Below are 13105 nucleotides of genomic sequence, written 5' to 3' on the forward strand. Positions count from 1 at the left end.
GATAAATTTATCGATGAACTTCGATGAAAGTGCGCTTTGATCGCGAGTTTTTCGTGGACGGCGGGGTGTGTGATTACAAGGATGGGCCAGGTTTAATAATTTTTTTCGTGTCTTTCTTTTTTTAGGTTGACGCAAAATCGCCCTCGGTTATTGTCCCCGTTCAATGAGATAGTCGCGGCGGTATTGCTGCCCCACCAAAACCCTCGCCCTCGAGCCGGACCATTGTGCCCGGCAATACTTCGGACGCTCCATGTTCCAACTACGACAACTGAAAATCTTCGTCGCGGCGGTGGATACGTTGAGCTTCACACAGGCCGCCAAGCGGGTGCACCTGTCGCAGCCCAGCGTCACGGAGCAGGTGCGGGCGCTGGAGGAAAGCGTCGGACAGCCGCTCTTCGTCCGCCACAACAACCGCCTGGAGTTGACCCCAGCCGGCCAGACGCTGGCTCTTCGCGCGCGCGAGTTGCTGGCCCTGGCCGACGATGCCTTGCGCGAGGTGCGCGGCAACGCCGATGATCCCGTCGGCACGATCCGAGTGGCGGCGCCGCAAACGTTATGCACCAGCCTGCTGGTGCCTCAACTGCTGCGTTTCGCCGCCAGCCATCCCGACGTGCAGGTCGAGGTCCAGGAAAGGAACTCCCAGGCGACGGCCCAGGCGGTGCTGGGCGGCACGGCCGATCTTGGCGTGGTGCATGGCTGGCCGGCGCCGGATGCCGACCTTCAGGCCGAGGTGATCGCCTGGGACATGCCCGTGCTTGTGACGCGCCCTGGCCATGCGCTGGCTCGCGCTGATGAGGTCGGACCCGAGGCGCTGGCGGCGTTGGCGCTGGTTGTCACGATGCCGGGTTGCCGCTATCGCGACTACCTGGAGGCGCTGTTGCAGGAGGCCAGCGTGCGGCCTCGCATCGCCGGCACGGCCGACAGCGTGGCGACCCTGACGCAGATGGTGGCGGCGGGCCTGGGCGTGGCGATTTTGCCGAGGATGGCGCTGGACCCGGCCGAGTCGGCGCCGCGCGTGGCGTGGCGCCCCTTGGCGACCCGCGGGCAGGGCCTGCCCATCTGCCTGCTCACGGCGCGGCGCGTGCCGGCCGGGCCGGTGGCCGCGATCATCGCGTTGATGCGGCTTGCCACCACGCCGTCAGACCAGCCGGTGTCCGCCATCGACATGCAACACGGTGCCGCTCGTGTAGCCGTTGCCGAGTAGGAAGACGATGGCGTCGGCGATATCCTCGCCGCTGCCCACCCGGCCCACCGGCAGTCGCTCTGCCATCGACGCGAGCAGCGCCTCGCTGTCGGCGCCGGCGACGTCGTTCCAGATGGGCGTGCGCACCCAGCCGGGCGAAACGGCGTTGACGCGCAGCGGCGCCAGTTCAACGGCCATGGCGCGCATGATGCCTTCGAGCGCGGCATTGATGGCCGCCACCGCGACGCCCTTGGGTCGGGGGCGATAGGCGGCGATGCCGGAGGTGAGGGTGATGGAACCGTGCGATGGCATGCGCGGCGCGCCGTGCTTGGCCAGCAGGATGGGCGCGACGACTTTGGAGCGGATGGCGCGGTCCAGCGCGTCCAGGCTTAGTTGCGGCAGCAGTTCGTAGGCGCCACGGATATCGGCGGCGGTACAGACCAGGTGGTCAACCGCGCCGACTGCCTCGAAAAGCCGCTGTACCTGTGTTTCGTCTGTCACGTCGGCGGGGTGCAGTTGCGCTTGCCCGAAGGGCCGCAACGCATCGCGCGCGGCGTCGAGCTTGTCGCGCGACCGGCCCACGATCAGGACTTGACACCCCATCCGCATCAATTGTGCGCTGACGGCCAGGCCCATGCCCGAATTGCCGCCCACTACCATGACCCGCTGTCCCGTCAGGTTGTTGCCCATGCTCGCTTCCTTGGTGAATGTGTCTGGAAGGTGCGATGGTGGCGCGGCGTTGGGGGAGGCGCCAGCAGGAATGCTCGATGGGGGTATCGGGATTGCCGATGCGGTGCGTGGCAGGGCACGCGCGGCCGGCTATCCCGTCAGCGGCTGCCTCAATCAACGCTCCCTTGGACGCTGCCGGGGCATGGGCCGCGTTGCGCTCGGTGCAGGTTCGCAGAGCGCATCGGCGCGCAAGGCGTCATAGGCGGCGCTCTGCCCGAACGGTTCATGCGTGACCACTGCGCCTGTCCTGAGGTCAGGCAGAATGTCGCTGCGGATGGCGATCGCCTGGTGCCCTCGCATCCGTCTGGAGGGATAGCAGAAGCCATCGGGGATCGCATCCGGTTCACGGCTCATCATGGCTTCACGGAGGCGATGCCCGATCCAATGGCACGCTTCGTAGTCGCTCGATGAAATCGTGTCGTGAATGCCAAGCTTGGCACACGCTTCACCCGACAGGTTCCAAAGGCGAAGGTCTCGGCCGAAGGCCAGGGTGCCGATGGCACCGGTTTCCGCGGCAGACGGATGTATGTAGAAATTCCCCGCGCGCGTGGCGTCGTGTCGGACGAACTGGCCTTCCCAAATGGCGGTAGGGAGGTCCCGAGCGAGATAGAGCCAAGCGTAAGGTAGCGTCCCATCTTCATGACGCAACGCCATCGGTGGACCGAACCTGGAGGCATTGATCAGTACTTCCGGCAGCAGGTATTTTGCGTCGCCGGCAGTGCGGTATAGAACGGTGCCTGCCGCCAGCCGCTCGACGGAATGGGTCAGCGCGGCCAGCAGGGCGGCGGTACTGGGAACTAGTGCCTGTAGGTGAGACGGCGGCTCGTAACGCGCTTGTTCATCGAATTGCATACCACGACCGATTTCAATCAGTCATGCCCCTTCCTGCATACCTTGCAAGCGCCAGAACCCGCTGCAACCGTTCTGCCGTTGGAAGCGAGAGCAGTCGCGCCTGTGCGGGCGATACCGCGCCTCGATTCTCAAAGGGCAGGCCCGCCAACATTTCCGCGGGTGACAGTTCGTTGAGGTCGTCTTGCTGGGTAACGAAAAAAGCATGAAGCTCGAACTGCAACACTCCACGCAACTCGGTGATGACGTGCGACAAAAGGCTGGGAACCGGATCCACGAACTGCCAGGCCGGGAACATGCGCCCGTTCTGTTTCGCTGACGGCTTCACGCAATAGAGCTTGCCGGCCTTGTCGTATCTGTACAGGGTCGTCAACGCGCTCAGCTTTTGCTTCGCAACCACCTCGGCGGGAGACCACATGGTAACTGGCAGAGCGGCCGTCTTTTCTTCGGGCAGCGCTACATTTGCGTCACATACCAACCAATCTTCGAGCTGTCGCACAAGGATGTTCAGCAGGTCGTCCGTGCGGCCAGGTTTCTGGAGCGGGGAGAGCTCCTTGGCCAGCGTGGACGCCATGCTTTTGATCACTGCGTGGGGATCGCCTGGATAGCTTCCATTGACAATCGCCCGGACATCTTTGGGGGTTGCTTGGTATTTGTGTGAGACCAGTCCCATGGTTACCTCCTCAGGCGAATAGCGGCGGTGCTGCGACCGGAGCCATTTGCCGTCGAGTGGTGGCGCTACTGCGCGTCGTGCTGTTTCTGGACCTAGGGCGGCCGCTTATCGCGATTCGAGCAAGAAGTCGAATGCGCCGCTCGCCCAACAAGCGCCGGACTACCGGGATCAATCTTTCCCTGAGCCGGCCAGGCTCAAATCTGTGGATGCCGTAGCGTTCTTCCTCTTGATAGGCGATGCCACGAAGCACATCAAACGCATATTCAAGATAGTCACGACTATTGCTTGTCGGATGGGTCTGCTCATAGCGTTCGACCGCTTCTTGGTACGCCTGGCTTGTAGCCTCGTCCAGGCCGAGCGCCATGATTTCCCTGCAAGTGAGCAGGTTGCTTTCTGAGCGAGACGATACGGTGGCGGTCATGCGACCCTCATGGGTGAACATCCGAGTTGGTTCATAGCTTAGTCTATTTTTTCCACTTTTTCCATTTTTTTCACATTTCCCATCCAATCAACACTCCCCGGCTCCGGGCACACCCACGACCCCTGCAACCGTTCCCGAATCTGCGCCAGGCTCTGTTCCACCAGCAACTGCCCATCCCGGAACACCGGCACCAGCGCCCCGCCTTCCGCCTGTTCCGGCGTCTGCTGGTCGCGCAACACATACCCCGTCGCCGTTTCATCCACCCGCAGCAACCCCTTGGCCGAACGCTTCACGCCGGAGTCGGTCACCGGGTCCTTCACCAGTTCCTGTGGTTCGCCATTGACCTCGGCGTACGTCGCCTTGAGTGCCCAGCCGAAGCTGTCGCGGGTCAGGTATTGATACGTGTACGAGCCGATGCCCAGGACCACGTTGCCGGACGCAAACCCCTTTCTTTCCAACCGCACCAGGATGTCGCGGCCACGCGCCAGCGTGATCGAATCGCCGTAGATCAGGCCGACGTGCGGGTCCAGCAGCTTGTAGCCGCGCTCGGTCACCACGCCGCCGAAGATGTCCCACAGGCACTGCACCGCGCCCTTGACTTCGGCCTCGCGCAGCGTCTGGCTGGCGCGGGCGTCGTCGTCGAGCCGCCAGGTGAGGCCGGTCGCGGTATCGCGCACGGCGTCGAATCCGTCGCGGCGGGCGGCGGCCAGGGCCGGGGCGTCTTCCACGCTGGGTACGTCTGTGCAGAAGTAGCCGGTCAGGATCTTCACCGGGTCGCCCGAGTCGGGGCGGAACACGACCTTGGCGTTGCCGAAGGGATCGGGCTGGCGCGCCAGGATTTCCGACTTCAATGCGGCGGCGAAGTCCGTGACTACTTGCCAGAAGTCCCAGGTGTCGGACACCACCGACACGATGCCGGCCGGGTAGACCTGCGTGACCAGGCGGCGGATGGTTTCGATTTCGCCTTCCTTGCTGCCCAGGCACATGACCGAGTGTTCGGTGGCGGGCACCGAGCCGCCGACCAGTTCGCGGTCGGAGTCGGCGCCGTAGATGTCTTCCAGGTAGTCGATGGCCGGGATGGTGTCGGTGCCGGTGAACGACAGCAAGTGGCCGGCGCCGCTCTTGCGGGCGTCGTACAGGCCCGACATGCCGCGCATCGAGAAGTCGTGGCCCTGCCAGTTGACGAAGTCCATGGGGCTGCCGGTCAGGCGGGCGAAGTAGGTCAGGAGCTTGCGATATTCAAAGGCGATGGTGGCCACGGTGGACGGCTTCCACGATTCGCAGCTGAACAGCGTTTCGATGTAGGTGACCAGCCAGGCGAATTCCGGCCTGGTGTTGACGAAGGTGACGGGCGGCACGCGGATGTCGACGCGGGCGCCTTCGGGCAGGGAGCGGATTTCCAGCGGCAGGTAGCCCAGTTCGTACAACGCCTGCAGGTGGTCGACGGTGACCGCGCCCTTGCCCAGCGCGTTGTCGACGCGGCGCTGGTATTGGCGCACGGCCGCGCCGGCGGGCTTGCCGAAGAATTCTCGGTTGAACAGGTCGATCAGGATTTCCTTGATGAAGCCTTGCAGGCCGAACCAGACGATCTTGTTGTCGAACAGTTCAGGCAGCACGGGCGCCAGCCGGGCCGAGCGCGGCGTGAAGTTGGCCAGGATCTTGTTGGTGCCCTTGGGGTACTGGAAGGGGTGGCCGGTCTTGTAGAAGTCGGCTTGCAGGAAGGGGTTGATGCCGTTCTTGAGGGGGGCGGTGGTAGTCATGGTGTGGACTCCTGCTTGATGTTCAGTTGGCCGTGGCGGCGATAGCGGGGGCGCGGGCGGCCTCGATGGCGTTGTCAGGGATGGCGGTGCTGGCGGCTTCGATCGTGTTGACCAGGACGGGCGCGCCGGCGCCTTCGGTGGCGGTCCAGTCGTAGGCGGTGTAGAGGCCGGCGTAGCGGGCGTTCAGTTCGGCGAAGCCTTTGCTGAAGAGGCCGTGGGTCACGTACAGGTAGAGCGGCTGGTCGGTCTTGTCGCGCAGGGCCGCGGCCAGTTCGAGGAAGGTGCGGCCGCCGTCGCAGATGTCGTCGACCACCAGCACGGGTTGCGCGGGGATGTCGTCGGGCACGCGGGTTTCGGTGATGCGGCCGGTCTGCGGGTCGCGGACTTTTTCGGCGTAGCGCACGTCGGCCACGCCGAGCTTTTTGGCCAGGGCCTGCACCCGCTTGCGGGCGCCGGCGTCGGGCGCCATCAGGGTGACGCCGTTGGCAAAGGCGGGGGCGGCCAGCACGTTCTTCAGGAAGGCGGCGGCATCGATCACGCGGACGCGCTGCAGCAGGGCGGGCGTCACGTCGCTGTGCGGCTCGACCACGGTGACGGTGGCGTATTGCTGGTCGTTGATCAGCTTGCAGAACACGGCCGCGCCCAGCGCCTCGCCCGGGTTGCAGACGCGGTCCTGGCGGGCGTAGGGCACGTAGGGCATGTCCAGGTGCACGGGCACGGCGGGGTTCAGGCGGCGCAGGGCGTCGGTCAGCAGCAGCAACTGCATCACGTCATCGGCCGACTTCAGCAGGGCGTGGATGCGGAATGCGCTGGCCGCGTCGGCGCAGGCCTGCAAGGCGGCGGGCACGGTGACCTGGCTTTCGCCGCCGGGGAACACGAACGCGCGGGGCGTTTCGGTTTGGCGTTGTCCTTCTACTACCGCAGTGATGGTGAACATGATCGGGCCTTAGTGGCAAATTAAAACTAAGTGAGGCAAGTATAAGCCTGCTTATTGTTTCTTTGCAACTAAGGCGGGTTCGGCGTGGCGTTATCCGACGCTGCGGTCGAACAGGGTGAAGTCTTTCAGGCGGTAGAGGCGGGCGGGGCGCTGGGCGCCGAGCACGTAGTCGTCGGTGGCTTCGAGCACGCCCCAGGCTTCCATCTTGCGGCGGAAGTTCGATTTCTCGAGCGTGGTCTGCAGGATGGCTTCATAGGTGCGTTGCAGCTCGGTCAGCGTGAAGCGTTCCGGCAGCAGGAAGAACGGCAGCGTCGAGTAGCTCGACTTGCCGCGCAGGCGGGCCACGGCGGCGGTGACGATGTCGGCGTGGTCGAAGGCCAGCGGCGGCAGCGCGTCCACGCTGACGAAGCGAAAGCCGGCGGGGGCGGCCTCCAGTTCGGCGGCCGGCACCAGCGCCACGTAGGACACGGACAGCGACCACTTGCGCGGGTCGCGGTCCGGTCCCGAGAACACCTGCAACTGCTCCAGGTAGCGCGGCTCGAAGCCGGTCTTGTCGCGCAGCACGCGGCGGATGCTGGCTTCGGTGCTGGCGTCTTCATCCACGTGCACCACGCCGCCGGGCAAGGCCATGGCGCCCTTGAACGGCGCGCGGTCGCGCGGGTGCAGGGCGATTTCCAGGCCGGTCTCGCGCAGGGTGAGCAGGACGGCGTCGACGGTGACGAGGGGTTGGGGGTGGTCCAAGGGCGGTTCCGGGCGTGGCACTTCGGGGTAAGGTGCCACTATGCGCCGGATTGGTCAACCGCGCCCGCCGCCCTGGCCGCCGGCGCCAATCCCATCGAGCTCGGCCACCGCCTGCGGCGTCAGCGCCAGGTTTGCCGCGGCGGCGTTCTGCCGCAGGTGGTCGACCGACGAGGTGCCCGGGATCAGCAGGATGTTGGGCGAGCATTGCAGCAGCCAGGCCAGCGCGGTCTGCATCGGCGTGGCCTGGCTGTCGGCGGCCACGCGTTCCAGCGTGGCCGATTGCAGCGGCGAGAAGCCGCCCAGCGGGAAGAACGGCACGTAGGCGATGCCATCTTGCACCAGCTGCGCGATCAACGCGTCGTCGCCGCGGTGCGCGATGTTGTACTGGTTCTGCACGCAGACGATGTCGGCGATGCCGCGGGCCTGCGCCACCTGGCGCGCGGTGGCGTTGCTCAGGCCCAGGTGGCGTATCAGGCCCTTGCGCTGCAATTCGGCGAGGGTGGTGAAGGACTGCTCGATGTCGCCCTCGGCGGGGCCGGCCACGTCGAACATGAGCCGCAGGTTGACCACGTCCAGCACGTCCAGGCCCAGGTTGCGCAGGTTGTCGTGCACCGCCGATTCGAGTTCGGCGGGGGAGTTGGCCAGCAGCCACGAGGCATCGTCGCCGCGGCGCGCGCCGACTTTGGTGACGATGACCAGATCGTCGCGGTAGGGGTGCAGCGCTTCGCGGATCAGCTGGTTGGTGATGTGCGGGCCGTAGAAATCGCTGGTGTCCAGGTGGTTGATGCCCAGCGCCATCGCTTCGCGCAGGACGGCCAGGGCCTGCGCCTTGTCCTTCGGCGGGCCGAACACGTGGGGGCCGGCCAGTTGCATGGCGCCGTAGCCCAGGCGGTTGACGGACAGATCGCCCAGCGGATAGGCGCCGGCTTGTTGAATCGAGGTCATGACTTGCTCCGAGGCAGGGGGGAATGACATCGAGTCTAGGGCGGCGCGGTGCGTGCGACAATCCCTGGTAATTGCACAACTTGTGCGGAATTTCGAACAATCGGGGCCGGCCATGTCCAACCTGCAAGACATCGGCGCGTTTGTCGCGGTGGCGACCCATGGGGGCTTTCGCGGCGCGGCGCGCCAGACGGGGACCAGCGCGTCGCAGTTGAGCGAAGCGGTGCGCCGGCTGGAGGCGCGGCTGGGCGTGCGGCTGTTGAACCGCACCACGCGCAGCGTGGCGACCACGGCGGCCGGGCAGCGGCTGCTGGAACAGCTGACGCCCGCGCTGGACGCGGTCGAGTCGGCGCTGGACGTGGCCAACAGTTTCCGCGACCGGCCGGCGGGCCGGCTGCGGCTGAATGTGCCGCTTGCGGCGTCGCGGCTGGTGCTGCCGCGCATCGTGCCGCCGTTCCTGGCCAAGTATCCGGAGATCCGGCTGGAGGTCATCGTCGATGACCGCTTTGTCGAGCTGCTGCAATCCGGCTGCGACGCGGGCATCCGCTACGAAGAGAGCATGGACCAGGACATGGTGGCCATTCCCATCGGCCCGCGGCGCCAGCGGATGGCGGTGGCCGCCGCGCCGGCGTACCTGGCCCGGCAGGGGCGGCCGCTGCACCCGCAAGACCTGCGCCAGCACCTGTGCCTGCGCGGCCGCTTCACCAGCGGCGCCATGCCGGCGTGGGGGTTCGAGCGCGGTGGCGAGTCCGTCACGGTGGAGGTGGACGGGCCGCTGATCGTCAGCCTGGGCGCGGCGGTGGACCTGGCGGTCGATGCGGCCGTGGCGGGCGCCGGGGTGGTCTACCTGTTCGAGGAATGGTTGCAGCCTTACCTGGACCGCGGCGAACTGGAACCGCTGCTGGCGGATTGGTGGCCGAGCTTCACCGGACCCTTGCTGTATTTTCCGGGCCGCCACTATCTGCCGGCGCCGCTGCGCGCCTTCGTGGACTTCGTGCAGGAGATGCGTTGGTAGCGTGCCCGCGCGGCCAGGGCCATCAGTCCGGCGGCGCCATCTGGAAAAAACGGGCGCGGGGCGGTGGTGCCCGTCGCGCCCGTCTGGCGGTTCATGCGGGGCGTTCAGCCGCAGCGGATCGCCGTCATCACGTCCTTGTCGTCGACGATCAGGTTCAGGCGGGTGTCGTTGTATTCCATGGTGACCAATTGGCCGGGGCGCAGGATGCGGGCGGTGGTGGCGCCGCTGCGGGTGCGCAGGTCTTCCAGGACGGACTGGGTGGCTTTCTGGCCGATCTGCGATTGCAGTGAGCTGGCGTCGCAGGTCTTGCCGGTGGGCTGGGAGGAGGACGAGGATCCGTACGTGGTGCCGGACGCGCTGTCCGACGCCGCGGGCGCGCTGGAGGAACTGGACGCGGCGGGGGCGGAAGAGGAACGCGGGGCGCCGGAGTTGGCGCAGGCGCTCAGCGCGGCTACCAGCAGAACGGGAATCAGCTTGCGGATCATGATCACTCCTGAAAAAGAAAACGTTTCCCCGGCGCGGCCATCGCGCGCGCTGGCGGGCGCCGGGGAAAAACCATCATAGACCACCCGCCCGCCCCGCGCTCGGCGGGGCCGCGGCGAACGTGGTGCCGACAGCGTAGCGCCGTCAGTGGAAGTTGCGGCTGGGCATGCTCAGGCCGCCCAGCAACTCGGACAGGTCCACCAGCCGCTGCGCGATCAGGTGGCGCACGCCGTCCACGCTCTGCCAGCTGCCGTATACGCCCAGCAGGGAGGAGGCGAGCAGTTCGCGGCGCTGGCGTTCGATCAGCTCGGGGCGCACCACCACGTTGACCGGGCCGGTTTCGTCTTCGAGGGTGACGAAGATCACGCCCTTGGAGGTCTGCGGCCGTTGGCGCACGGTGACGATGCCGCAGGCGCGGGCCACGCGCTTGTCGGGGTAGCCGTTGAGCACGCTGGCGGGCTGGAAATTGCGCGCCGCCAGTTGCGGCCGCAGCAGTTCGACGGGGTGGCGCCGCAGGGTCAGGCCGACGCTGCGGTAGTCGGCCGCCACGGTCTGGTTCTCGGTTGGCGCGGCCAGTTGCGGCGTCTCGGTCTCGTGGATGGCGGCGTCGCGCAGCAGGTCGCGGCTGTGGACGCTGGCGGCGGCTTCCCAGCTGGCCTGGCGGCGGTGGCCGGCCAGGGTCAGCAGGGCGTCGCCGGCGGCCAGCGCGTTCAGGTCGTGGCGCGTCAGGGCGGCGCGGCGCGCCAGGTCGCCGGTGCTGGTGAAGGGCGCCTGGGCGCGGGCCGCCTCGATGCGGCGGGCGCTGTCTTCGTGCAGGCCCTGGATCAGGCTCAGGCCCAGGCGCACGGCGGGGCGAATTTCGTCTGGCGGGGGCGCATGAGGGTGAGGCCGGCGCGGCGCGGCGTCGTCCGGCGCGGTTTCCAGCGCGGCGTCCCAGCCGCTGACGGTCACGTCGGCCGCCAAGACCCGCACGCCGTGGCGGCGCGCGTCCTGCACCAGTTGCGCGGGGGGATAGAAGCCCATGGGCTGGGAGTTGAGCAGCGCGGCCAGGAAGGCCTCGGGCTCGTGGCGCTTGAGCCAGGAACTGGCGTAGGCCAGCAGCGCGAAGCTGGCGGCGTGGCTTTCGGGGAAGCCGTATTCGCCAAAGCCCTCGACCTGGCGGAACAGCGCCTCGGCGAATTCCAGGGTGTAGCCGTGGGCCAGCAGGCCGCCCACCAGCTTGACGCGGTATTTGTCGACGCCGCCCTTGCGCTTCCAGGCGGCCATGGAGCGCCGCAGCTGGTCGGCGTCGCCGGGCGTGAAGCCGGCCGCCACCACCGCGATCTGCATCACCTGTTCCTGGAAGATGGGCACGCCCATGGTGCGGCTGAGCACGCCTTCCACCTTGTCGCTGGGGTAGTCGATGTCTTCCTTGCCCTGGCGGCGGCGCAGGTAGGGATGCACCATGCCGCCCTGGATCGGGCCGGGCCGCACGATCGCCACCTGCACCACCAGGTCGTAGTATTCGCGCGGCCGCAGGCGCGGCAGCATGGTCATCTGGGCGCGCGATTCGATCTGGAACACGCCGATGGTGTCGGCCTCGCAGATCATGTCGTAGGTGGGGGTGTCGCCTTCGGGAATGTCCTGCAGCCGTAGCGGCTGGCCGCGGCGCTGGCCGGCCAGCTCCAGGGTGCGGCGCAGCGCCGACAGCATGCCCAGGGCCAGCACGTCGACCTTGAGCAGCTTGAGCGCGTCCAGGTCGTCCTTGTCCCATTGCACCACGCTGCGGTCGGCCATGGCGGCGTTCTCGATCGGCACCAGCCGCGACAGCTTGCCGCGCGAGATGACGAAGCCGCCGGGGTGTTGCGACAGGTGGCGCGGAAAGCCCATCAGGGTCTGGGCCAGCGCGGCCCATTGCCGCGCCACCTGCGATTCCGGGTCCAGGCCACAGGCGCCCAGCGTGCGCAGCATTTCCTTCTTGCCATCCCACCACTGGTGGGCGCGCGCCACCGCGTCGATCACGCCCAGGTCCACGCCCAGCGCGCGGCCGGTGTCGCGCAGCACGCTGCGCGGGCGATAGGAGATCACCACGGCGGTCAGGGCGGCGCGCTGGCGGCCGTACTTGCCGTAGATGTACTGGATCACTTCCTCGCGCCGCTGGTGCTCGAAGTCGACGTCGATGTCGGGCGGCTCGTTGCGTTCCTTGCTGATGAAGCGTTCGAACAGGTTGTTGCCGCGGCGCGGGTCGACTTCGGTGATGCCCAGGCAGTAGCACACCGCCGAGTTGGCGGCGGAACCGCGCCCCTGGCACAGGATGCCGTTGTTGCGGGCGAACAGGACGATGTCGTAGACCGTGAGGAAGTAGGCCTCGTATTGCAGGTCGGCGATCAGCGCCAGTTCCTTTTCGATCTGCTCGGTGACGTGGGCCGGCGTGCCGGCCGGAAAGCGCCGCGCGGCGCCGGCCAGGGTTTCCTGGCGCAGGTAGGTGGCGGGCGTGTGGCCGCGCGGGATGATCTCGTCGGGGTATTCGTAGCGCAGCTCGTCCAGCGAGAAGGCGCAGCGCCGCGCCACCACCAGGGTCTGCGCCAGCGCCTCGGGCGGGTACAGGTTGGCCAGCCGCATGCGGGTGCGCAGGTGCTGTTCGGCGTTGCCGGACAGCGCGTAGCCGCATTGGGACACGGGCTGGTGGGTGCGGATGCCGGTCAGGGTGTCGTGCAGCGGCTTGCGCGAACGCACGTGCATCTGCACCTGGCCCAGGGCCACCACGGGCAGTTCGGCGGCGCGCGCGGCGTGGTCGACGGCGGCGCGGTGCAGGTCGTCGCGCGAACGGTACAGCAGGGTCAGGCCGACCCAGGCGCGGTGCGGGAAGGTGGCGGCCAGCCAGCGCGCCTGCTGCGCCATGCGGTCGGGGTCGTCGCCGTAGACGGGCGACAGGATCGCCAGGCACTCGGGCAGGTGGCGCAGGTGTTCGTAGCCCGGCGGCGGGGCGGTGAAGTCCTCGGGCGCCAGCCGGTATTCGCCCTTGGGGGCGCGGGTGCGGGCCAGGGTGATGAGTTCGGACAGGTTGCCGTAGCCCTCGCGGGTCTGCGCCAGCAGGGTCAGGTCGAGCGGCGCGGTGTCGGGGCCGGCGCGCAGCCGGAAGGTGGCGCCGATGAGGAGCGGCAGCTTCTGGGTCTTGGCCTCCATGTGGGCGCGCACCACGCCGGCCAGGCTGCATTCGTCGGTGATGGCCAGGGCGGCGTAGCCCAGTTCGGCGGCGCGGGCGGCCAGTTCCTCGGGGTGCGAGGCGCCCTGCAGGAACGAGAAGTTCGACTGGCATTGCAGTTCGGCGTAGCCAGGCAGTCCGGCGGGCGGGCCGGGGGCGTCGTCATGGGGATCGTCGGGCGCTTGCAT

General features: G+C 67.5%; 12 protein-coding genes. 2 read left to right on the top strand and 10 right to left on the bottom strand.

Going from position 1 to position 13105, the window contains the following annotated elements; all coding sequences use genetic code 11:
- Nucleotides 1–250 precede the first annotated feature (250 nt).
- Nucleotides 251–1204: a LysR family transcriptional regulator gene (locus tag AC1HFW_RS06375; RefSeq protein WP_479282315.1), complete on the top strand. Its 954-nt coding sequence runs from the start codon at nucleotides 251–253 to the stop codon at nucleotides 1202–1204.
- On the opposite strand, the gene AC1HFW_RS06380 is transcribed toward AC1HFW_RS06375, so the two are convergent.
- The 8 genes from AC1HFW_RS06380 to AC1HFW_RS06415 form a co-directional block, all read right to left on the bottom strand.
- Complete coding sequence (locus AC1HFW_RS06380) at nucleotides 1139–1873, bottom strand: SDR family oxidoreductase (protein WP_116522026.1); 735 nt, start codon at nucleotides 1871–1873, stop codon at nucleotides 1139–1141. The genes AC1HFW_RS06375 and AC1HFW_RS06380 overlap by 66 nt on opposite strands.
- Before the next feature lie 153 nt (nucleotides 1874–2026).
- Nucleotides 2027–2764 carry an RES domain-containing protein gene (locus AC1HFW_RS06385; protein ID WP_479282318.1) on the bottom strand — a complete coding sequence of 246 codons (738 nt, stop codon included), beginning with the start codon at nucleotides 2762–2764 and terminating at the stop codon, nucleotides 2027–2029.
- Between the two features lie 13 nt (nucleotides 2765–2777).
- Nucleotides 2778–3434, bottom strand: a complete 657-nt coding sequence (locus AC1HFW_RS06390; protein ID WP_479282320.1) for a hypothetical protein — start codon at nucleotides 3432–3434, stop codon at nucleotides 2778–2780.
- A 10-nt stretch (nucleotides 3435–3444) separates the two neighbouring features.
- A complete protein-coding gene (locus AC1HFW_RS06395) occupies nucleotides 3445–3855 on the bottom strand; it encodes a hypothetical protein (protein WP_157146253.1) in 411 nt (136 codons plus the stop codon).
- A 38-nt stretch (nucleotides 3856–3893) separates the two neighbouring features.
- Nucleotides 3894–5615: a nicotinate phosphoribosyltransferase gene (locus AC1HFW_RS06400; protein WP_479282322.1), complete on the bottom strand. Its 1722-nt coding sequence runs from the start codon at nucleotides 5613–5615 to the stop codon at nucleotides 3894–3896.
- A gap of 22 nt (nucleotides 5616–5637) precedes the next feature.
- Nucleotides 5638–6552, bottom strand: a complete 915-nt coding sequence (gene prs, locus AC1HFW_RS06405) for a ribose-phosphate diphosphokinase (protein ID WP_479282324.1) — start codon at nucleotides 6550–6552, stop codon at nucleotides 5638–5640.
- A 90-nt stretch (nucleotides 6553–6642) separates the two neighbouring features.
- Entirely contained in the window at nucleotides 6643–7293 is a 651-nt protein-coding gene (locus AC1HFW_RS06410) for an NUDIX hydrolase (protein WP_479282326.1), read from the bottom strand.
- 54 nt (nucleotides 7294–7347) lie between these two features.
- Nucleotides 7348–8238 carry an aldo/keto reductase family oxidoreductase gene (locus tag AC1HFW_RS06415; protein WP_479282328.1) on the bottom strand — a complete coding sequence of 297 codons (891 nt, stop codon included), beginning with the start codon at nucleotides 8236–8238 and terminating at the stop codon, nucleotides 7348–7350.
- 112 nt (nucleotides 8239–8350) lie between these two features.
- On the opposite strand from AC1HFW_RS06415, the gene AC1HFW_RS06420 reads away from it, so the two are divergent.
- Nucleotides 8351–9250, top strand: coding sequence for a LysR family transcriptional regulator (locus AC1HFW_RS06420; RefSeq protein WP_006394604.1), 900 nt, complete (start codon nucleotides 8351–8353; stop codon nucleotides 9248–9250).
- Nucleotides 9251–9354: 104 nt separating this feature from the next.
- On the opposite strand, the gene AC1HFW_RS06425 is transcribed toward AC1HFW_RS06420, so the two are convergent.
- Entirely contained in the window at nucleotides 9355–9735 is a 381-nt protein-coding gene (locus AC1HFW_RS06425) for an I78 family peptidase inhibitor (protein WP_006394606.1), read from the bottom strand.
- A gap of 142 nt (nucleotides 9736–9877) precedes the next feature.
- Nucleotides 9878–13105, bottom strand: a complete 3228-nt coding sequence (locus AC1HFW_RS06430) for an error-prone DNA polymerase (RefSeq protein ID WP_479282331.1) — start codon at nucleotides 13103–13105, stop codon at nucleotides 9878–9880.

Source organism: Achromobacter sp. ISS7, from assembly GCF_056523125.1.